Below are 20,282 nucleotides of genomic sequence, written 5' to 3'. Positions count from 1 at the left end.
CAGGCTCTGGTTTCATTCCTGAATGGCAGAGGCAAAGATGGCGGAAAAACTGGAGCTGTTGATTGCACAGACGATCCTGCAGGGCTTTGATGCGCAATATGGCCGCTTTCTTGAAGTCACGGCCGGAGCACAGCAGCGTTTTGAGCAGGCAGACTGGCCCGCCGTACAACAGGCGATGAAACGACGTATCCATCTTTACGATCATCACGTCGGTCTGGTGGTAGAGCAACTGAAATGCATCACCGGGCAGAAATATTACGATGCGGATTTCCCTAATAGGGTGAAGGCGGTTTATACCGAACTGTTGCCCGACTACCCGCGTTTTGAGATTGCCGAAAGCTTCTTTAATTCGGTTTACTGTCGGCTGTTCAAACATCGGGATTTAACCCCGGACAAGCTGTTCGTTTTCAGCTCGCAGCCCGAACGGCGCTTTCGTGATATTCCCAGGCCGTTGGCACGTGATTTTACTCCCAATGGTGATTTGGCTGCCATGCTGCATAGCCTGTTGATCGACTTGCCGCTGCGCCTGCCGTGGGAAGACCTGCCACGCGATATTCGCTATATCACCCAAGCCTTACTACAGACCTTCAGCTCCCAACAGCTAGCTAGAGCGACGTTCCAAATCGGCAATGAGCTGTTCTACCGTAACAAGGCGGCCTGGTTGGTCGGTAAGCTGCGCGTGGCCGACGGGGTTTACCCGTTTCTGTTGCCGATCCACCACAGCGAGTCCGGCGCGTTGTTCATTGATACCTGCCTGACCAGCAAGGCCGAAGCCAGCATCGTGTTTGGCTTCGCCCGTTCCTACTTTATGGTGTATGCCCCATTACCAGCGGCGATGGTCGAATGGTTGCGGGAGATCCTGCCGGGTAAAACCACCGCCGAACTGTATATGGCGATCGGCTGCCAGAAGCATGGTAAAACCGAATGCTACCGTGAATACCTGAATTTTATGGCGCAGTCGCAGGAGCAATTCATTATTGCGCCGGGCGTGAAAGGCATGGTGATGCTGGTGTTTACGCTGCCGTCCTTCGATCGGGTATTCAAAGTGATCAAAGACGAATTTGCGCCGCAGAAAGAGGTCACACAGGCACAGGTGATGGCCTGCTACCAACTGGTAAAAGAGCACGATCGCGTCGGGCGGATGGCCGATACCCAGGAATATGAGAATTTTGTGGTGGATAAGGCGCGTATCAGCCCGCAACTGTTGGCGGAGTTGCAGCGTGAAGTGCCGGAAAAGCTGGAAGATCTCGGCGATCGGGTGGTCATCAAGCATCTGTATATGGAGCGGCGGATGACGCCGTTAAATCTGTATCTTGAGCAGGCAGACGAACGGCAAATGCATGACGCCATTGAAGAATATGGTAATGCGATCAAACAGCTGGCTGCGGCCAATATCTTCCCAGGCGATATGCTGTTCAAAAACTTCGGCGTGACGCGCCATGGGCGCGTGGTGTTTTACGACTACGACGAGATTTGCTACATGACCGAGGTGAACTTCCGTAATATCCCGCCGCCGCGCTACCCGGAAGATGAACTGGCCAGCGAACCCTGGTACAGCATTTCACCTAACGATGTTTTCCCCGAAGAGTTCCGCCATTTCCTGTGTGGCGACCGGCGCATCCGCAAGGTCTTTGAGGAGATGCACAGCGATCTGTTTGAAGCGGACTACTGGCGAGGGTTGCAGCAGCGTATCAAGGAGGGGCACGTCGAGGATGTGTTTGCCTACCGTAAAAAGCGGCGTTTCAGCCAGAGGCTACCTTCGGGGTACGCGCAGGCTGGCTGATAGCAGGCCCAGCAGGCTGGGCCATGGTCAGGATTAAAACGTGATGCAGCAGGCGCCCTGTTCGGCCCCGGAAAGCTGGCTGCGTAACGCGCTGAACAGCTCACGGCCACAGCCGTTCCTTTCACCGCTCAGATCGGGTTGATAGGGAATGCGCTGGGCCAGCTCTGCTTCCGCAACCAGCAGTTGCAGCTCGCCGGTGTGTCCATTCACCCGGATCATATCGCCGCTTTGTACTTTGGCCAGCATACCGCCGGTGTACGCCTCCGGGGTGACATGGATCGCCGAAGGAACCTTGCCGGAAGCGCCGGACAGGCGGCCATCGGTCACCAACGCCACCTTGAAGCCGCGATCCATCAATACCCCAAGCGGTGGCATCAGCTTATGCAGTTCAGGCATGCCATTGGCCTGTGGCCCCTGGAAACGCACGACCACCACGCAGTCCCGATCCAGTTTGCCTGCTTCGAAGGCGGGGACGATATCGTGCTGGCTTTCGAATACGACCGCCGGGGCTTCGATAATCTGATTTTCGGCAGGCACCGCAGACGTCTTCATCACCGCACGGCCCAGATTACCGGCCAGCACCTTGGTGCCGCCATGGTGCTCGAACGGTTTGGCTATGCTGGCAATCACGTTAGCGTCCAGCGAACTTGCTGCCCCGTTGCGCCAGGCCAACTGGCCATTGTCCAGCCAAGGCTCCTGAGTGTAGCGCTCCAGGCCGAAACCGGCGACGGTATGCACATCCTGATGCAACAGGCCGTTGTTCAACAGCTCACGCACGACCAATTGCACACCGCCCGCCGCCTGGAACTGGTTGATATCCGCCGGGCCGTTGGGGTAGATGCGGCATAGCAGTGGCACTGCATCGGAAAGCTCAGAGAAGTCGTCCCAGTTGATGATGATGCCCGCTGCGCGAGCCATGGCTACCATATGCATCGTCAGGTTGGTGGAGCCCCCGGTGGCCAGGAGCGATACGATGCCGTTAACCACCACTTTTTCATCCACCAATTGGCCTATCGGCAGGTAATTACCGGCGGTTTCTGTCAGGCGGGTGACTTGGCGAGCGGCGGCATCATTGAGCGCATCGCGCAGTGGCGTGTCTGGATGAATGAAAGAGGCGCCGGGTAGATGCAGGCCCATCACTTCCATCACCATCTGGTTGGTGTTGGCCGTGCCGTAGAAGGTGCAGGTACCAACGCCATGATAAGAGGCGGCCTCGGCTTCCAGCAGCGCGTGGCGATCGGCTTTGCCCTCGGCATACAGCTGGCGCACACGTACTTTCTCTTTATTAGGTAGGCCGCTGCTCATCGGCCCGGCAGGCACAAATACGGCAGGCAAATGGCCGAAGGACAAGGCGGACATTACCAGCCCTGGCACAATCTTGTCACAGATACCCAGAAACAATGCGCCGTCGAACATGTTATGGGAAAGGCCGATGGCTGCGGACATGGCTATCACATCGCGGCTCATCAACGATAGCTCCATGCCGTCCTGCCCCTGCGTCACGCCGTCGCACATGGCTGGCACACCACCTGCGACCTGGCCAACGGCGCCAACGCTGTGTAACGCCTGCTTTAGCCGTTGTGGATAGTTTTCATAAGGTTGGTGGGCAGAGAGCATATCGTTGTAGGCGGTGATGATGGCGATATCGCTGCGCACCATGTTTTTCAGGGCGGCTTTATCGTCGGGCTGGCAGGCGGCAAAACCGTGGGCCAGGTTGCCACAGGCTAGCTGCGAGCGGTGTACCGTCTGCGTGCGGGCTGCGCTAATACGTGCCAGATAGGCAGCTCGGCTCTCTTTTGAACGTTCAATAATGCGTTGTGTTACACGTGCCAGGGTGCTGTTAATCATATCATCCTCACAATGCAGCCCTAATGCGCGCGGCGAGGGCCAGTTATGTCGTTCAGAACATCTCGTTATGCACAGGCTTCTTGTGGTTGGAAACTCTGGATATGCCGCACAGTGTCGGCAATCACCGCATCCAGTGACTGATCGATATCGATGGCCTGGACGTCAATTTCATCTTGGCCCGGCTGCTCCAGCGTGGCGAACTGGGTCACCAGCATTTGGGGTTTGAAGAAATGCCCCTTGCGGGCAGCCAGCCGAGCCTCGATCACCGGGAAGTCGCCGTGCAGATAGATGAATGACAGATTGTCATTACCGGCACGCAGCCGATCGCGATAATGTTTTTTCAGTGCAGAGCAGACGATGATCGAGACCGCATTGGTACGCTGCATAGCGAAAGCCGCGTCGTTCAGGGCGGCCAACCATGGTGCGCGATCGTCGTCATTGAGCGGTTCGCCTGAGGCCATTTTCTGGATATTGCAGCGCGGATGGAGAAAGTCACCGTCCAGGAAGTTGGCGGATAGCCGTTGGGCCACGGCATTGGCGACGGCAGACTTACCGCTGCCGGATACGCCCATAATGACGTAAACACGATTCTGATTATTGATCATGGTTTGGTTCCCCCACCTGCGAGTCATAGTCTGCTGCGGCTATATTATTTTACGAATGATTGTTACCGGTAACATGTTATCGGTAACATTGTCAGGGGAAGCGCCAAAGGTTGCAATCGGCTTTCGGTGGCAAGATCGCTAATTGTGATCGAATTCATACTTTTCGCGGGAGGCGAAACAAAGTCTCTACAGCGCGATACAGAAAAATAACAGCGGGAATTTGCTCAGGGCTTAGGGCGCAATGCTGCGCCCGTCTAATCACCGTACGCCGCCGTACTCCAGGCTGATTTCTTTTGCCGCATGGATCACTAGCGCACCCAGTTCGGTAACGCGATCGTCGGTAATGCGTGATACCGGGCCGGAGATGGAGATGGCGGCAAAGGCTTCGCGGTGTTCATCAAAGATGCAGGCGGCCAGACAGCGTAGGCCCAGGGCATGCTCTTCATCGTCGAACGAGAACCCCTGCTTGCGGATCACCGCCAACCCTTCTTTCAGGTTATGTGGCGTGAGCGTGTGTGGGGTATAGGTGTGCATGCCTTTTTTATGCAGCAACCGGGTTACCTCATCGTCCTGCATGCTGGCCAGAAAGGCTTTGCCAGCGCCAGAGGCGTGCATCGGCAGCTTGCCGCCAATCGGGGCTGACATGCGCATCAACGCGGTGCATTGTACCTGATCGATAATCACCGCCTGATCCTCGGCTTTGTCCATCACCGCCAGATTGACCGTTTCCCCCGACTCTTCCATCAGGCGGCGCAGCGTTGGGTGCACCATCGCCAGCAGGTTACGGCTTTGCAGGAAGCTGCTGCCCACCACAAACGCATGTGCTCCCATGGTCCACAGGCCAAGATCGCCCACCTGACGGACAAACCCCTGCTGTTGCATGGTCGTCAGCAGGCGATGGGTAGTGGAGTTGGGCAACCCGGCTTGCTGGGCCAGATCGGTTAGCGCTACGTTGCCCTGCGCTTCGGCAATATATTCCAATAGTTTCAGGCCACGGGTCAATGACTGGACCTGGCCGGTCGCCGTGCTGGTAGCGGGTGCGGCGGCGCGGGGTTTTTTACCGCGTTTGGCGGGAACGGGAGTGGCCATGATTCACCTTGTGCTTTCCGTATGATGGAATTCATTTTCGTTTTTTGAGTATGAATTGCAAGTTGCTTCTCCGCTCATCGGATCTGTTGTTCGGCGAACCTGAAAAACTCTCAATACCCGCTCGCATCTTTGCCGCCATAACCTGTGCTAGGATGTCAGACCCTCCATCTTTCAAGTTGCAGGATGCATGACGGGCGCAGCGTGCCGCGCCGCTACAACATTGGGATGTGGGGTAATAAGTCGTCGGGCGGATAATCGGGTGTGAAGGGGCTACAGTGACAAATCGAGTGGAACAACTGCGTCAGCAGCTATCGCAGCGTATTTTAGTGTTGGACGGCGGTATGGGCACCATGATCCAGAGCTATCGGCTGGAGGAGGCAGACTACCGCGGTGAGCGTTTTGCCGATTGGCAAAGCGATCTGAAAGGCAATAACGACCTACTGGTGTTAAGCAAGCCGGAGGTGATCACTGCGATCCACAACGGTTACCTGGAGGCGGGGGCCGACATCCTCGAAACCAACACCTTCAACTCGACCACTATCGCGATGGCCGACTACCATATGGAGTCGCTGTCCGCCGAAATTAACTACCAGGCCGCCTTGCTGGCGCGCGCTTGTGCTGATGAATGGACGGCACGCACCCCGGAAAAACCGCGCTACGTTGCTGGCGTACTGGGCCCAACCAACCGTACTGCCTCCATTTCCCCTGACGTTAACGATCCGGCCTTCCGTAATGTCTCTTTTGACCAATTGGTAGAGGCCTATCGCGAATCAACCCGCGCGCTGGTGGAAGGGGGCGTCGATCTGATCATGATCGAAACCATCTTCGATACCCTGAATGCCAAAGCGGCGGCCTTTGCGGTCGAAACCGAATTTGAAGCGCTGGGCGTGACCTTACCGATCATGATTTCCGGCACCATCACCGACGCCTCTGGCCGCACTCTTTCCGGCCAGACTACAGAAGCGTTTTACAACTCGCTACGTCACGTTAAGCCGCTGACCTTTGGCCTGAACTGTGCGCTCGGCCCGGATGAGTTACGCCAATACGTGGCGGAGTTGTCTCGCATCTCTGAAAGCTATGTTACTGCTCACCCAAACGCCGGTTTACCCAATGCCTTTGGTGAATACGATCTCGATGCCGAAGAGATGGCCAAACAGGTGGGCGAATGGGCGCACGCCGGTTTCCTCAATATCATCGGTGGCTGCTGTGGCACCACTCCGGCGCATATCGCCGCAATGGCTAAAGCGGTCGAGGGCGTACCGCCACGGCAGTTGCCAGAGTTACCGGTAGCTTGCCGCCTGTCCGGCCTGGAACCGCTGAATATTGATGCCAAATCGCTGTTCGTCAACGTGGGTGAGCGTACCAACGTGACCGGCTCGGCCCGATTCAAACGGTTGATTAAAGAAGAAAAGTATAACGAGGCGCTGGCCGTGGCCCGCCAACAGGTGGAGAGCGGCGCCCAGATCATCGACATCAACATGGATGAAGGGATGCTTGACGCCGAAGCGGCGATGGTGCGTTTCCTCAGCCTGATCGCCGGTGAGCCGGATATCGCCCGTGTTCCGATCATGATCGACTCCTCCAAATGGAGCGTGATCGAAAAGGGCCTGAAATGCATTCAGGGTAAAGGCATCGTCAACTCGATCTCGATGAAAGAGGGCGAAGAAGCCTTTATCCACCATGCCAAACTGGTGCGCCGCTACGGTGCCGCCGTGGTGGTGATGGCCTTCGATGAAGTTGGTCAGGCAGATACTCGCCAACGCAAATTTGAGATTTGCCGCCGTGCTTACCAGATCCTGACCGAGCGCGTGGGTTTCCCGCCGGAAGATATCATTTTTGACCCGAACATTTTTGCCGTCGCGACCGGTATCGAAGAGCATAACAACTATGCCGTCGACTTTATTGAAGCCTGTGCCGACATCAAAACCCACCTGCCGCATGCGATGATTTCCGGCGGTGTGTCCAACGTCTCCTTCTCGTTCCGTGGCAACGATCCGGTGCGTGAAGCGATCCACGCGGTGTTCCTGTATCACGCCATTCGCAACGGCATGGATATGGGGATCGTCAACGCCGGGCAGTTGGCGATCTATGACGATCTCAGCACTGAACTGCGTGAAGCAGTTGAGGATGTGGTGCTCAATCGCCGTCAGGACGGCACCGAGCGTCTGCTGGAACTGGCGGAAAAATACCGGGGCAGCAAAGACAATGAAGTGGCGGTGCAGCAGGCCGAATGGCGCGGCTGGCCGGTAGTGAAGCGCCTGGAGTATTCGCTGGTTAAAGGTATTACCGAATTTATCGAGTTAGACACCGAAGAAGCGCGCCAGCAGGCGGATCGCCCGATCGAAGTGATCGAAGGGCCGCTGATGGCTGGCATGAACGTGGTTGGTGACCTGTTTGGCGAGGGCAAAATGTTCCTGCCGCAGGTAGTGAAATCGGCCCGCGTGATGAAGCAGGCGGTGGCCTATCTCGAACCTTACATTGAGGCCAGCAAACAGAAAGGCACCACCGCCGGGAAAATTCTGCTGGCGACGGTGAAGGGCGACGTGCACGACATCGGCAAAAACATCGTCGGCGTGGTGCTGCAATGTAACAACTACGAAATTATCGATCTGGGCGTGATGGTGCCGACGGACAAGATCCTGAAAACCGCCCGCGAACAGAACGTGGATATTATCGGTCTGTCTGGCCTGATCACCCCGTCACTGGACGAAATGGTCAACGTGGCAAAAGAGATGGAACGCCAAGGCTTTACCCTACCGCTGCTGATCGGTGGGGCAACCACCTCCAAGGCTCATACCGCAGTGAAGATTGAGCAGAACTACAGCGGCCCGACTACCTACGTGCAGAACGCCTCGCGTACCGTTGGTGTGGTTGCGGCGCTGCTGTCAGACACTCAGCGGGACGAGTTTGTCGCCCGTACCCGCAAAGAGTACGAAACTGTGCGTATCCAGCACGGGCGTAAAAAACCGCGTACGCCGCCGGTCAGCCTGCAACAGGCACGGGATAACGCCTTGGTGCTGGACTGGGAAAACTACCAGCCTCCGGTGCCGAACAAACTTGGTGTGTTCCCGGTTGAGGCCAGCATTGACACGCTGCGTCACTATATCGACTGGACGCCGTTCTTTATGACCTGGTCACTGGCGGGCAAGTATCCGCGCATTCTGGAGGATGAAGTGGTAGGGGAAGAGGCCAAGCGCCTGTTCCAGGATGCCAACGAAATGCTGGATATGCTGGCCGCTAACGGTAGCCTCAACCCGCGTGGCGTCTATGGTCTGTTCCCGGCCAACCGCGTCGGGGATGATGTGGAAGTCTACCGGGATGAAAGCCGTGAAGAGGTGCTGGTGGTCAGCCGTCATCTGCGTCAGCAAACGGAAAAGACCGATTTCCCTAACTACTGTCTGGCCGACTTTGTGGCCCCGAAAAGCAGCGGCAAAGCCGACTATTTTGGCGCATTCGCAGTCACGGGCGGCTTGGAAGAGGATGCTTTGGCGGCGGCTTATGATGCCAAGCATGACGACTACAACAAGATCATGGTCAAAGCGTTATCCGATCGTCTGGCAGAGGCCTTTGCCGAATATCTCCACGAGCAGGTGCGCAAGCTGCACTGGGGCTTTGCCGCCGATGAAAACCTGAGTAACGAAGAGCTGATCCGTGAGAATTATCAAGGTATTCGCCCGGCCCCCGGCTATCCTGCTTGTCCAGAACATACCGAAAAAGCGGAGATCTGGCAGTTGCTGGACGTTAACCGCCATACCGGCATGGAACTGACCGAATCCTTCGCCATGTGGCCTGGGGCAGCGGTATCCGGCTGGTATTTCAGCCATCCGCAAAGCAAGTACTTTGCCGTGGCCCAGATCCAGCGCGATCAGGTCGAAGACTACGCGCAGCGTAAGGGGATGAAGATCGGTGACGTAGAGCGCTGGCTGGCCCCGAATCTGGGATACGATGCAGATTAATTTTCAGCCAGCAGGCTGAAAGAGACAGGGGAACAACGTGTCTATCGAAGAACTGTTAAAGCTGCACCCGGTGATCGCAGCGGTAAAAGATAATGAGAGCCTGCAGATCGCGGTCAAGTCGAACTGCCAGATCATCTCGGTGCTGTACGGCAATATCTGTAATATTGGGCGCATCGTGCAGCAGGTGAAGGAGGCTGGCAAATACGCTTTTGTGCATGTTGATTTGCTGGAAGGCAGCTCCAACAAGGAGATCGTGATTAATTTCCTGAAAATCGTCACGGCGGCGGATGGCATTATCAGCACCAAGGCCTCGATGGTGAAGGCGGCGCGTCAGCAAGGCTTCTACACCATTCACCGGCTGTTTATCATGGACTCGATTTCCTTCCACAATATCGACAAGCAGGTGGCGCAATCGACGCCGGACTGCATCGAAATCTTGCCGGGTTGCATGCCTAAGGTGCTCGGTTGGGTGGCAGAAAAGATCGACTTGCCGATTATTGCCGGTGGCTTGGTGTGTGATGAGGATGATGCGCAAACCGCGCTGAATGCCGGGGCCATCGCTGTTGCCACCACCAATCACGACGTATGGAAGTTGAAATTGTAATGATAAGGGCACCGAAGGCCGGTGCCCCTGCCAGTTAGTCGACCAACGGACTGAGTGCCTGTAGCAGCGGGTCCAGATGTTGGTTTACCCGTTGATACACCTGCTGATTCAACTGATTGTAGAACCGATGATTAGCCATATTCGGTGTAAAACTGTCCCCCATTCGTACCAGCTTCTGCGCGGCCTGTTCGTAATCGGTAAAGACGTTCACCGCCATCCCGGCGTTGATGGCACAGCCCACCGCTGCCGAACCTTTCATCACGTTACGGCTGGTGGGGATGCCAAACACGTCGGCAAAGATCTGCATAAACAGATCGCTGTTGGCCCCGCCGCCGGAAATAATCAGGTGCTTGAACGGGGTTTTCAGCTCCAGCGCCATCTTGTCCATATGGTTTTTCATGGTGAAGGCGATGCCCTCCAGCACCGAACGGTACATATGGGCACGGGTATGGCGGCCATCGAAGCCAATCATGGCCCCTTTACGGAATTCCGCTTCTGACGGTGGTGCCCAGTCGTGTACGGTGATCAGGCCTTCACAACCCGCAGGAACGCGCTCTGCTTCCTGATTCAGTAACTCCTCAATGCTGGTTCCGGCGTCATGGGCATCCGACAGTGCGGCCGCGCCAAACTGATCGCGGAACCAACTGATGGTCCACATGCCACGGCGCACGCCCATGCACTCATACAGGTAACGCCCTGGGATAGAAGCCTGGAACGGCCAGAAGTTTTGCGCGTCCTTCACGTTGGCATGGCCGTGTACCATGGCACCGATATAGGTACCGAGGGAAATCAGCGCGACGCCTTCATCCAGTGAACCGGCACCCAGTGCTTCCACCGCTTTGTCATGTGCGGTAGCCACCACCGGAATACCTGCGGGGATGCCAAGCTGCTGCGCTACCTGCTGGGTGATATGGCCGAGGATTTCACCGGGTTTCACCACGTCCAGTACCATGTCGCGCGTCAGGTTGCAGCTTTGCCAGGCGGCGGGATCGGTGCTCCAATCGAGGCTGTCGTTGTCCATCGGCCACCAACCGATGTAGTTGGCACAGGTGTCTTTGAACTCACCGGTCAGGCGATGGGTGATGTAACCCGAGGTGGTCGTCACATAACGTACGCCCTGATAGGCATCGATATATTCGTAAGGTTTGTTCAGGCGCTTATCCATCCAGTTGATTACCGGATAGGCCAGCTCACCATTGTCCTTCAGCAGCACCCGGCAACAGCGGACGATGCAAATGCCCATCGCCAGAATGTCCTGCGGCTTGCCACCACGTTCGCCAAAACGCTGCATGGCGCGGCGGAAAGCCACCTTAAGTGAATCCCATAGATCGTCGTCCGGGTGTTCTGCCAGCAGCGGGGCTGGGATATCCATCTTGCGTAACTGCTGTTTCCCTTCGCAAATGGCGTTGCCGTCCAGATCAAAAATCACCACTTTGGCGCTCTGGGTGCCCACGTCCACACCCATCAGGTACTTGCTCTTCATGTCGCAACTCCTTGAGATAATTATTCGGTGACCGGCTGTGTTGTTGTGTTTTTGGCGCCGGCGCGCTTGATGTTGTTAAACAGCAGGAAGGTGAACACCACGACCAGGCAGGTTGCCCCTAACCCCATCAGCCACATATTGTGATAAGCCTCGGCGGCGGGCAGCGTGTCCTGCCAATGGCCGATAACCGGGTAAACAAACACGTCGGGCAGGAAGCCGATCACCGAGCAGATCCCCACGGTGGTGCCCATAATGTATTTTGGCGTTCTGGCTTCGCCGATACAGGCAAAGTACAGCCCACGTGACGCGTAGCAGGTGAAGGCCAGCAACAGGATCAGGCCAATCCCCACGGCGACCGAGGTCGGGTTCTGGTTGGTGATCAGCAAGACGGCCAGGGTGGCCAGGCTGACTAACGCCAGTAACTGAATAGCTCGCGTGGGTGATTTCAGCCGGGTGTAAGTGGTGATGATCCCACCGAGTGGCCCGCACATGGCCCGGAAGATTTTGTTGATCACAATCCCCATATAGCTGGCGGCGACCAGGGTCATACCGTACATTTCGGTCAGGTAGTTGGTGGAGTAGCTGAGGATGGCGTAGATGGTATAGACGCCAAAGATAATCATGCTGCAATACCAGGTGGTGCTGATTTTGAGCACCGAGAGAATATCCCCCAGGCTGAATTTATGCGGTTTTTCGCTCTCGTCACTGGTGACAAAGCCGTCTGTAACAAAGAACCAGCAGAGAATGCCCAACAGGATATATACGCCGCTGTAGATCAGGATCACCGCCTTCAGGCTGTTGGGGTTTTCCGGCGCGAACAGCGAGAAGATCCACATGGTGAATACGGCCAGGGCCATCACACCCACGCCGCGTAGCCCCTCCATCCAACCCATGATTTTGCCCTGCTCTTCATGGTTGCCGAGCAGCGAGGCCGCCTTGATCGAAACCGACCACAACAGCAGGATAGTGGTGATCGCGAAGGCGACCTGGATCAGGATCATCACCCAGAACGGTGGATAGACTGCCATCAGCAACCCCAGCAGGCCAGTGGCGATCATCGCGAAAGTCATCATCTTTCTATGAGAGAACTTATCGGCAACGATCCCGCTAGGGGCATACAGAATAATCGCGGTGATGCCGAAAGTACTCATAATCAAGCCGATCTCGGTATTGGAGAACCCCATAAACTTGGCCATCGGGATTTGGTAAATATAACGCAGATAGGCGAGATCGAAACTTACTCCGCCGCTGATACTTATTATTGCCAGCGTTAACCAACGGTGGGAATTGTTTTTTTCCATGGTGAAGTTCCGCATAAATACACCCATTAATGGTTAATGTTTGGAGTGACTCCCTTCTTTTAACCGTTATTGGGTACATCGCGTTAAACAAAAAAAGAGAAAAGCAAGCTTCCCGCAGTGCAGGAAGTTACTTTTCTCTTCGTCTCTTTCAGTAACTGCGGTAATAAATAGCACGGCAACCTATAATTCATCTGTGAGAGTTATCACAAAACCGAAGTAGGGAACATTAGACGGGATCTGATTGCATAGTAATTCACCGAGTTAGTGCGAAATAAATAAGTTTTAATATCAATCCGACCTGGCAAGAAATGAAACTGTGATAGGCATCACGGAATAGCCTTGACCCTATGTGTTACTTTTTTTGCCAGTTACTAGAGATGAAGAGAAAAGTAACTTCTCTGCCAAGCGCAGGGAGGTTGCTTTTCTCTTTTTTTTGCGTTTTTTCCAGACCAAGGGGCAAAATCATGTCAATAAACGCGTTAAATGAGTTCTCGTTAGATTTCTTCTCGCTAAAAGGCAAAACCGCCATCGTCACCGGTGGCAACAGCGGTCTGGGGCAGGCATTTGCCATGGCGTTGGCCAAAGCCGGTGCCAACCTGTTCATCCCAAGCTTTATCATGGATAAGGGCGAAACCCGCGAAATGATTGAGCGGCAAGGGGTGAAGGTTGAGTTTATGCAGGTGGACATTACTGAGAAAGGCGCGCCTGCCAGAGTGATTGCCCAGTGTCTGGAGACCTTCGGTTCGGTGGATATCTTGGTGAACAACGCCGGTATCTGTAAGCTGAATAAGGTACTGGATTTCGGCCGCGAAGACTGGGATCCGATGATCGATATTAACCTGACCGCAGCCTTTGAATTGAGCTATGAAGCAGCAAAAATCATGATCCCGAAAAAACAGGGGAAAATCATTAATATCTGTTCCCTGTTCTCTTATTTGGGCGGCCAATGGTCACCGGCGTACTCGGCCACTAAACATGCGTTGGCCGGTTTTACCAAGGCCTATTGCGATGAATTAGGGCAATACAATATTCAGGTTAATGGTATTGCGCCAGGCTATTATGCGACAGATATTACGATCGAAACGCGTAAAAACCCAGAAACCAATAAGCGCGTTCTTGACCATATTCCGGCTAATCGTTGGGGTGAAACGCAGGATCTGATGGGCGCGATGGTATTTTTAGCCAGTCGAGCCTCTGATTATGTTAATGGTCATTTGTTGGTTGTCGATGGCGGTTATTTGGTTCGCTAAATTAATGGGTGGTTCCTTTTAATTTTACTTAAGCCGATTTTATCTATTCTTAATTTAGGAAGGGTTATTTATGTCTCTGTCCCGTGAAGAAATTGTCGTCCAGTTAAAAGAACTTGTTGGCCCAGAGCGGGTGATTACCGACGAAAAAGTGCTGCAGAAAAACAGCGTAGACCGTTTCCGCAAATATGCCGATATTCATGGCGTGTTTACCCAGCCGCTGCCTGCCGCCGTGGTGAAATTGGCCGACACCCAGCAGGTGTCCGATGTGCTGGCGTTCATGAATAAGCACGGCATTACTGGCGTACCGCGCACCGGGGCTTCGGCCACCGAGGGCGGGTTGGAAACGGTAGTGAAGAATTCCGTGGTGCTGGATGGCTCGGGAATGAATAAGGTCATCAACATTGATATCCGTAATATGCAGGCCACGGCGCAGTGCGGCGTACCGCTGGAAGTGCTGGAAAATCAATTGCGTGCCCAGGGTTATACGACCGGCCACTCTCCGCAATCCAAGCCGTTGGCCCAGATGGGAGGCCTGGTGGCAACACGTAGTATCGGTCAGTTCTCTACGCTGTACGGCGCGATTGAAGACATGGTGGTTGGGCTGGAAGCGGTGTTCCCGAACGGCAACATCACCCGCATTAAAAACGTACCGCGCCGTGCCGCTGGCCCGGATATCCGCCACGTGATTATCGGTAACGAAGGGGCGCTGTGTTTTATCACCGAAGTGACGGTGAAAATCTTCAAATACATGCCGGAAAACAACCTGTTCTACGGTTACATCCTCGATAACATGGCAACCGGTTTCGACATCCTGCGGGAAGTGATGGTCGAAGGCTATCGCCCTTCCATTGCCCGCTTGTATGACGCGGAAGACGGGACCCAGCATTTTACCCACTTTGCCGAAGGCAAATGCGTGCTGATCTTTATGGCCGAAGGAGCCAAAGGGATCGCGCAGGCGACCGGCGCGGGGATTGATGAGATCGTTAAACGCTATCCGGAATGTAAAAAGGTCGACAGCAAGCTGATTGAAACCTGGTTCAACAATCTGAACTGGGGCCCGGAAAAAGTGGCGGCAGAACGTGTACAGATCATGAAGACCAACAATATGGGCTTCACCACCGAGGTTTCCGGCGACTGGGGCTGCATCAATGCGATTTACGAGAATGTGATCCGCCGCATCCGCGATGAGTTCCCACATGCCGGTGATATCACTATGCTGGGCGGCCACTCGTCACACAGCTATATCAACGGCACCAATATGTACTTTGTGTACGACTACAACGTGGTGGACTGCAAGCCGGAAGAAGAGATCGACAAGTATCACAATCCACTGAATAAAATCATCGTGGAGGAGACCATCAAGCAGGGTGGTTCGATGGTGCATCACCATGGTATAGGTAAGCACCGTGTGCACTGGACCAAGGATGAACACGGCAGTGCCTACTATATCCTCAAGGCGCTGAAAGAGGTGTACGACCCGAATGGCATCATGAATACCGGCACCATTTATCCGATTGAAAAATAATGTTCCTGTCTGGCCCGGCTTGCCGGGCCTTTTGCGCTGGAATAGGGGGTAACGATGACAACACGGCTGCCTCGGCAAGTGCGCATGGATGATATTCCGCTCAACGCTTTTCACTACAAAATGGCGGGGCTGACCTTTGGCGCTCACCTCACCGATGGCTATGTACTGGGCGTGATAGGCTTTGCGCTGGCCCAGCTCAAGCCGCAGATGGGGTTGACGCCGTTTTGGGAAGGAATGATTGGCAGCTCGGCGCTGATTGGCCTGTTCCTGGGCAGCCTGGTATTGGGTTGGGTTTCCGACCATATTGGCCGTCAGAAAATTTTCAGCTTCAGTTTTGTCATCATTACGTTGGCTTCCGTGATGCAATTTTTCGCCACTACGCCGGAACAGCTGTTCTGGCTACGGGTATTGGTCGGGATCGGGCTAGGGGGCGATTACGCCGTAGGCCATACCATGCTGGCCGAGTTTGCTCCGCGTAAACATCGCGGCATCCTGCTGGGATCCTTTAGCGTGATCTGGACGTTAGGCTACGTCGCCGCTGGCTTTGCTGGCCATTTCCTTGCCGATCTGGGGCCGGAGTCCTGGCGCTGGCTGTTGGCTTCCAGCGCCGTGCCTGCGTTGATGATTATGCTTTTACGCATCGGTACGCCAGAGTCGCCACGCTGGCTGATGCGCAAAGGGAGGATCGCCGAGGCTCATCTGGTAGTGCTGCGCTGTTTTGGCCCGCAGGTGATCCTCAATGACGAAATCCCGGTAGAAACCGCACGCCATATGCACACCTTATTTTCACCGCGTTACTGGCGGCGTACCGCGTTCAACAGCCTGTTCTTTGTCTGCCTGGTGATCCCTTATTTCGCCATTTATACCTTCCTCCCCTCGATCCTGACCACCCTGGGGCAGAACCAAAGCTTTGCGACCGATTTGCTGCTTAATGGCTTGCTGATGGTGGGGGCGGTGATGGGAATTGCCCTTACCCAATGGTTGCCGCGCCGTCGCTTCCTGATCGGCGCGTTCTGGATCCTGGCTGTCAGCCTGGGGGCATTGGCCTTTGTGCCTCCGGGTCAGGGAGCCATGTTAATGCTGTTTGCTCTGTTTACGCTGACGATTTCGGCGGTCAGTAACCTGGTCGGGGTATTCCCGGCGGAAAGCTTCCCGACCGATATTCGTTCACTGGGGGTCGGTTTTGCCACCTCGATGAGCCGGCTTGGCTCGGCCATCGGCACCGCTTTGCTACCGGTGTCGATGCTTTCACTGGGTCTGCAAGGCACCATGCTGATCCTGACTGGCGTATTGGTGCTGGGGGCGGTGGTCTCGATCATGTGGGCGCCGGAAACCAAGGATATGACGCTGGTGGGCGCCTCCTCGGTAAAGCCGTTAATCGCCCACTGACAGGAGAAACGGATGAATCTGCTGTTGGCGATTAAGGTCGCACCGGATCTGGGCATGTTGGCAAAAAGCGATTGGCAACCCGATGGGCGGTTGCAGATTGATACCCGCTTTGCCCGACGTCTGTTAAGCGGCTATGACGAAAGCGCGGCGGAAATGGTGCTGATGCTGCGTGATGCGAGGGAACTTAACCTGAGCGTCGTGACGGTGGCCGATGCTATGGCCGAACCGGCGCTGAAGCAACTGATGGCGCTGGAATATCAGCAGGCGGTACGCATTGAACCTCCTGCGGAGTGGGATCTGCGTTTTAACCCTGCAACGGTTGCCGCCCTGATCGCGGCCTATCAGCAGCATATGGGATCCCAACAGGTGATCGTCATGGGCGCGCAAAGCCTGGAAGGGCAAAATAGCCAAACGCCTTTGCTGTTGGCAGAGCGCCTTGGCTGGCCTTGTATCACCGGCGTTTGCCAATTAGCTGCGGCAGAAGAAGCGGGGGCCTTAAGGGTTACTCGGCAAACAGCTTATGGGCAGGAGGTGATGACAGTGATGCCTCCTTTGGTGCTGGTCGTGGGGAACTCGCAACAGGCGAGTGCATTACGTGTTCCTACGTTGCAGCAGAAGCTGGCGGCGGGTAAACGGCAGATCCAACGTCTGTCATCTGCCGAGCTGGCGATGACCGAACAGCTTGCCGGTGATGTGCGGCTGTGTGGCTTAAGCTATCTGGAGCATCGTCGCGCCGGGATAGTGATTGAGGGGGACAGCGTGGAGCAGAAAGTGCAGCGGTTGTGCCGGGATTATCTCGGTGAAAGGTGGCCATGATGAATATTGCACTGATATTGGATTCAGATGCCCCTAACTTTGCTACGCAGGCCAGTCAGATTAATCAGTTCTTGCGGCTGAGCGAGCTTACTGCAGAGAGCCTGGAGCTGTGGTTATTCAGCAACGGGGTACCGCAGAGTCTGCCACGCCTGGACGGTGAGGTAGTAGAAATACGTTGGGTTAGCGCTCCCCGGCTGGCAGAGACGCGATTAGCGGTATTGGAGCAGATGCGGCAAGCTTTCACACCCCGATTACTGCTGTTTGCTGGAGATGAAGGCGGCGAGTTGGCCACGCGACTGGCCTGCCGGAGTGGTGGTTCTGCCTGCTGTGCGGTAGAACGGGCGCACATTAACGGCAGCGAATGCCGGGTAACCAAAGCTATCTATGGCAATCATCTCACCGCCAAGCTGGTGATGATGCGGGAGCCTTGGTGCCTGAGCGTGGCCCGCAGCGGTGCGGTAAGCATGGAAATAGTGCCAGGCCCGGTGATAGCCAAACGCTTTGAGCCAACCAATATTCCTGATGCCGAGTGGATACTGGCCTCGGCGTGTTCACCACAACCCGCAGCGTCACCGCTGAGCCAGGCGCGCTACGTGCTGGCCATCGGGGAAGGGGTTGGCAGTGCCGGGCAGGTTGCCCATATGCAGCAGTTAGCTATCCGCATAGGTGCGGAGCTGGCAGCCAGCAGACCAGTAGTAATGAACGCCTGGTGCGAGATGGATCGCTTACTGGGCATGTCCGGTGCCATCATTGCCCCTGAGGTGTGTATTGCTGCCGGGATTTCCGGTGCTCCGGCGTTCGCCATCGGTATTCGCCATAGCAAGCTGATTGTGGCGATCAACCAGGATCCACAGGCGGCTATTTTTGCCCAGGCAGACGTAGGGATTGTGGGGGACATGCACGAGGTGCTAGAGGCTCTGGCCCACGCCCTTTAACCGAAGCGGAACTCAATCCCGTTGCCTGCCTGCGGATAGCGCCAACGGGTAATGGTTTCTTCCCCACACAGCAGGCGGCAGGTGCCGCATTCCAGGCAACCCTGAACGTCGAAACGCAGGCTGCCGTCCGGCTGGAACTGGTACAGCCCGGCGGGGCAGGCGATCACCAAACGCATCAGCATCGTCCGATCCTGTGCATCGGCCAGGATGATGTGTGGATTGGCGTGATCCCCCTGATAATGGTTGTGGCTGAGATCGGGCTGGTTCATAGGCTGCGCATTCCATTGACGGTATCTTTCAGTAATTGCTTCAGACCGATGCGGCGCGCGTGGCGCCATAGTAGCTTGCGCAACGGCGTAGGGGCATTTCCATTGACCTCAAACATCTCTTGCAGCACGTCGGCAGCCAACTGCGGGTAACGGCTAAACCAATGGGGCGACTGCAACATCATCTCCGGCAGACGCCGATACTGCTGGATCAGCGCCCAGAGCGAACTTTGCTGTAACCGCAGGGGGTAATGCTGCAACTCTTGCCCGGCAATCAAGGTTTCCGCTGCCGCCTGTGCCGATAGCATCGCCAGATCCATACCCCGCACGGTATGCCCGGTATTAATACATAACCTCGCGGCATCGCCGACCAGCAGATAGCCAGGACCAAACAGCGGTGGCATGCTTTCCACCCCGCCTTCGGGGATCAGATGGGCGCTGTATTCCCTTAACTCGGTATTTTTCAGCAATGGCCGCACGGCAGGGTGTTGTTTGAACTGTTGCAACATCTGCGGCAGGGCGATTTTACTCTCAGTGAGGCTGGAAAGATTACATACTACGCCGAGCGACAGGCTATCGCGGTTGGTGTACAGGAAACCACCGCCGACTTTCCCCTGCGTGGGCTGGCCAGCGAACAGCCAGGCGCAACCTTGGTTATCCTCCAGTGCGAAACGATCTTCCAACCGCTCGCGCGGCAGTGCCAACACCTCTTTCACGCCGATCGCCATCGTTGCTGCTGGTGGCTTTGGCTGCAATCCGGCATGCTCACCAAGCAGCGTATTGGCCCCTTCTGCCAGGATCACCGTATTGGCGTATAACGCTTCACCCGCCGCCATAACGCCGACCACCCGGCCTTGCTGCACGATCAGCTCATCGACCAAGGCACCGGTCAGGCATTGTGCCCCGGCGGCTTCCGCCTGTGCCATCAGCCAGGGATCGAAACGGGCGCGCAGTAGGCTGTAGGAACAGGGCAAGGCATGGCGATAATCTAGCGTCACCGCGCTATTGCCGCTCACCATTGAGAGCCTTTCCTGGGTGATATGGCGTTCCAGAGGGGCGGTAGCGGCAAAATTTGGCAGCAGATTGGCCAAAACATGGGTGTATAACCTGCCACCGCTAACGTTTTTACTGCCCGCCTGAGTACCCCGTTCCAGTAACAAAGTATTGATGCCCGCGCGTGCCAACAACAGCGCCGCGGTGCAGCCCGCAACGCCGCCGCCAACGATAATGGCTGCAAAACCAGGATGTTCCATCAGCTCTGTTTACCAAGGGGTGAAGTGTGACGATTAGAATAACACTCGTGTGCCAGAGTTCATTGATATTGCACAGTTTTTGCGCGCTCGTGGCCGATTTTCGCCCGAGAGCAGCCAAATTAGGCTACAATTGGAAACTGTTATATTCCGGGTAGTTGCATGATTTCACTGTCGCATTG

General features: G+C 55.6%; 15 protein-coding genes. 8 read left to right on the top strand and 7 right to left on the bottom strand.

Going from position 1 to position 20,282, the window contains the following annotated elements; translation table 11 throughout:
• Positions 1-37: 37 nt before the first annotated feature.
• Entirely contained in the window at positions 38-1,783 is a 1,746-nt protein-coding gene (aceK, locus tag KGP21_RS26225; RefSeq protein ID WP_223501565.1) for a bifunctional isocitrate dehydrogenase kinase/phosphatase, read from the top strand.
• 33 nt (positions 1,784-1,816) lie between these two features.
• Here aceK and edd read toward each other — a convergent pair whose 3' ends face one another.
• The 3 genes from edd to iclR form a co-directional block, all read right to left on the bottom strand.
• Positions 1,817-3,631 (bottom strand): phosphogluconate dehydratase, encoded by a 1,815-nt coding sequence (gene edd, locus KGP21_RS26220; protein WP_223500481.1) that lies wholly within the window; start codon positions 3,629-3,631, stop codon positions 1,817-1,819.
• Between the two features lie 65 nt (positions 3,632-3,696).
• A complete protein-coding gene (gene gntK, locus KGP21_RS26215; RefSeq protein WP_059199047.1) occupies positions 3,697-4,236 on the bottom strand; it encodes a gluconokinase in 540 nt (179 codons plus the stop codon).
• Positions 4,237-4,494: 258 nt separating this feature from the next.
• The gene (iclR, locus tag KGP21_RS26210) at positions 4,495-5,325 is read right to left on the bottom strand and encodes a glyoxylate bypass operon transcriptional repressor IclR (RefSeq protein WP_024484007.1); all 831 of its coding nucleotides are present in this window, start codon (positions 5,323-5,325) and stop codon (positions 4,495-4,497) included.
• A gap of 275 nt (positions 5,326-5,600) precedes the next feature.
• On the opposite strand from iclR, the gene metH reads away from it, so the two are divergent.
• Positions 5,601-9,281, top strand: coding sequence for a methionine synthase (gene metH / locus KGP21_RS26205; RefSeq protein WP_223500480.1), 3,681 nt, complete (start codon positions 5,601-5,603; stop codon positions 9,279-9,281).
• A gap of 37 nt (positions 9,282-9,318) precedes the next feature.
• The gene (locus KGP21_RS26200; protein ID WP_071681639.1) at positions 9,319-9,885 is read left to right on the top strand and encodes a glycerol-3-phosphate responsive antiterminator; all 567 of its coding nucleotides are present in this window, start codon (positions 9,319-9,321) and stop codon (positions 9,883-9,885) included.
• Positions 9,886-9,919: 34 nt separating this feature from the next.
• On the opposite strand, the gene KGP21_RS26195 is transcribed toward KGP21_RS26200, so the two are convergent.
• Together KGP21_RS26195 and KGP21_RS26190 are read right to left on the bottom strand one after the other, a co-directional pair.
• The gene (locus KGP21_RS26195; RefSeq protein ID WP_021180846.1) at positions 9,920-11,368 is read right to left on the bottom strand and encodes an FGGY-family carbohydrate kinase; all 1,449 of its coding nucleotides are present in this window, start codon (positions 11,366-11,368) and stop codon (positions 9,920-9,922) included.
• A 20-nt stretch (positions 11,369-11,388) separates the two neighbouring features.
• Positions 11,389-12,669 carry a nitrate/nitrite transporter gene (locus KGP21_RS26190; protein ID WP_071681657.1) on the bottom strand — a complete coding sequence of 427 codons (1,281 nt, stop codon included), beginning with the start codon at positions 12,667-12,669 and terminating at the stop codon, positions 11,389-11,391.
• A 464-nt stretch (positions 12,670-13,133) separates the two neighbouring features.
• Between KGP21_RS26190 and KGP21_RS26185 the strand changes: the two genes are divergently transcribed.
• The 5 genes from KGP21_RS26185 to KGP21_RS26165 all read left to right on the top strand — a co-directional run bounded on the left by KGP21_RS26185 (position 13,134) and on the right by KGP21_RS26165 (position 18,584).
• Positions 13,134-13,919, top strand: a complete 786-nt coding sequence (locus KGP21_RS26185; protein ID WP_071681636.1) for an SDR family oxidoreductase — start codon at positions 13,134-13,136, stop codon at positions 13,917-13,919.
• Between the two features lie 70 nt (positions 13,920-13,989).
• Positions 13,990-15,444 (top strand): FAD-binding oxidoreductase, encoded by a 1,455-nt coding sequence (locus KGP21_RS26180; protein WP_094982857.1) that lies wholly within the window; start codon positions 13,990-13,992, stop codon positions 15,442-15,444.
• A 54-nt stretch (positions 15,445-15,498) separates the two neighbouring features.
• A complete protein-coding gene (locus KGP21_RS26175; RefSeq protein WP_223500478.1) occupies positions 15,499-16,833 on the top strand; it encodes an MFS transporter in 1,335 nt (444 codons plus the stop codon).
• Positions 16,834-16,845: 12 nt separating this feature from the next.
• Positions 16,846-17,649 carry a hypothetical protein gene (locus KGP21_RS26170; RefSeq protein WP_223536541.1) on the top strand — a complete coding sequence of 268 codons (804 nt, stop codon included), beginning with the start codon at positions 16,846-16,848 and terminating at the stop codon, positions 17,647-17,649.
• Positions 17,646-18,584, top strand: coding sequence for an electron transfer flavoprotein subunit alpha/FixB family protein (locus KGP21_RS26165; protein ID WP_223536539.1), 939 nt, complete (start codon positions 17,646-17,648; stop codon positions 18,582-18,584). Before KGP21_RS26170 ends, KGP21_RS26165 begins: the two co-directional genes overlap by 4 nt.
• Here the strand turns inward: KGP21_RS26165 and KGP21_RS26160 are convergent.
• A complete protein-coding gene (locus KGP21_RS26160) occupies positions 18,581-18,853 on the bottom strand; it encodes a 4Fe-4S dicluster domain-containing protein (protein ID WP_059199039.1) in 273 nt (90 codons plus the stop codon). The two genes, KGP21_RS26165 and KGP21_RS26160, sit on opposite strands and share 4 nt — an antisense overlap.
• Positions 18,850-20,103 carry an FAD-dependent oxidoreductase gene (locus tag KGP21_RS26155; protein WP_223500475.1) on the bottom strand — a complete coding sequence of 418 codons (1,254 nt, stop codon included), beginning with the start codon at positions 20,101-20,103 and terminating at the stop codon, positions 18,850-18,852. The genes KGP21_RS26160 and KGP21_RS26155 overlap by 4 nt, the downstream gene beginning before the upstream one ends.
• Between the last annotated feature and the right edge of the window lie 179 nt (positions 20,104-20,282).

The organism is Serratia sp. JSRIV004, assembly GCF_019968705.1.
Lineage (GTDB): Bacteria > Pseudomonadota > Gammaproteobacteria > Enterobacterales > Enterobacteriaceae > Chania > Chania fonticola_B.
The sequence above is the reverse complement of the archived record's forward strand: the minus strand, read 5'-3'. Positions and strand labels throughout refer to the sequence as shown.

Excerpts from the sequence above, each read along its gene's own strand:
- aceK (WP_223501565.1), top strand. The coding sequence starts at position 38 with ATGGCGGAAAAACTGGAGCTGTTGATTGCACAGACGATCCTGCAGGGC.
- edd (WP_223500481.1), bottom strand. The coding sequence starts at position 3,631 with ATGATTAACAGCACCCTGGCACGTGTAACACAACGCATTATTGAACGT.
- gntK (WP_059199047.1), bottom strand. The coding sequence starts at position 4,236 with ATGATCAATAATCAGAATCGTGTTTACGTCATTATGGGCGTATCCGGC.
- iclR (WP_024484007.1), bottom strand. The coding sequence starts at position 5,325 with ATGGCCACTCCCGTTCCCGCCAAACGCGGTAAAAAACCCCGCGCCGCC.
- KGP21_RS26195 (WP_021180846.1), bottom strand. The coding sequence starts at position 11,368 with ATGAAGAGCAAGTACCTGATGGGTGTGGACGTGGGCACCCAGAGCGCC.
- KGP21_RS26190 (WP_071681657.1), bottom strand. The coding sequence starts at position 12,669 with ATGGAAAAAAACAATTCCCACCGTTGGTTAACGCTGGCAATAATAAGT.
- KGP21_RS26185 (WP_071681636.1), top strand. The coding sequence starts at position 13,134 with ATGTCAATAAACGCGTTAAATGAGTTCTCGTTAGATTTCTTCTCGCTA.
- KGP21_RS26180 (WP_094982857.1), top strand. The coding sequence starts at position 13,990 with ATGTCTCTGTCCCGTGAAGAAATTGTCGTCCAGTTAAAAGAACTTGTT.
- KGP21_RS26175 (WP_223500478.1), top strand. The coding sequence starts at position 15,499 with ATGACAACACGGCTGCCTCGGCAAGTGCGCATGGATGATATTCCGCTC.
- KGP21_RS26170 (WP_223536541.1), top strand. The coding sequence starts at position 16,846 with ATGAATCTGCTGTTGGCGATTAAGGTCGCACCGGATCTGGGCATGTTG.
- KGP21_RS26165 (WP_223536539.1), top strand. The coding sequence starts at position 17,646 with ATGATGAATATTGCACTGATATTGGATTCAGATGCCCCTAACTTTGCT.
- KGP21_RS26160 (WP_059199039.1), bottom strand. The coding sequence starts at position 18,853 with ATGAACCAGCCCGATCTCAGCCACAACCATTATCAGGGGGATCACGCC.
- KGP21_RS26155 (WP_223500475.1), bottom strand. The coding sequence starts at position 20,103 with ATGGAACATCCTGGTTTTGCAGCCATTATCGTTGGCGGCGGCGTTGCG.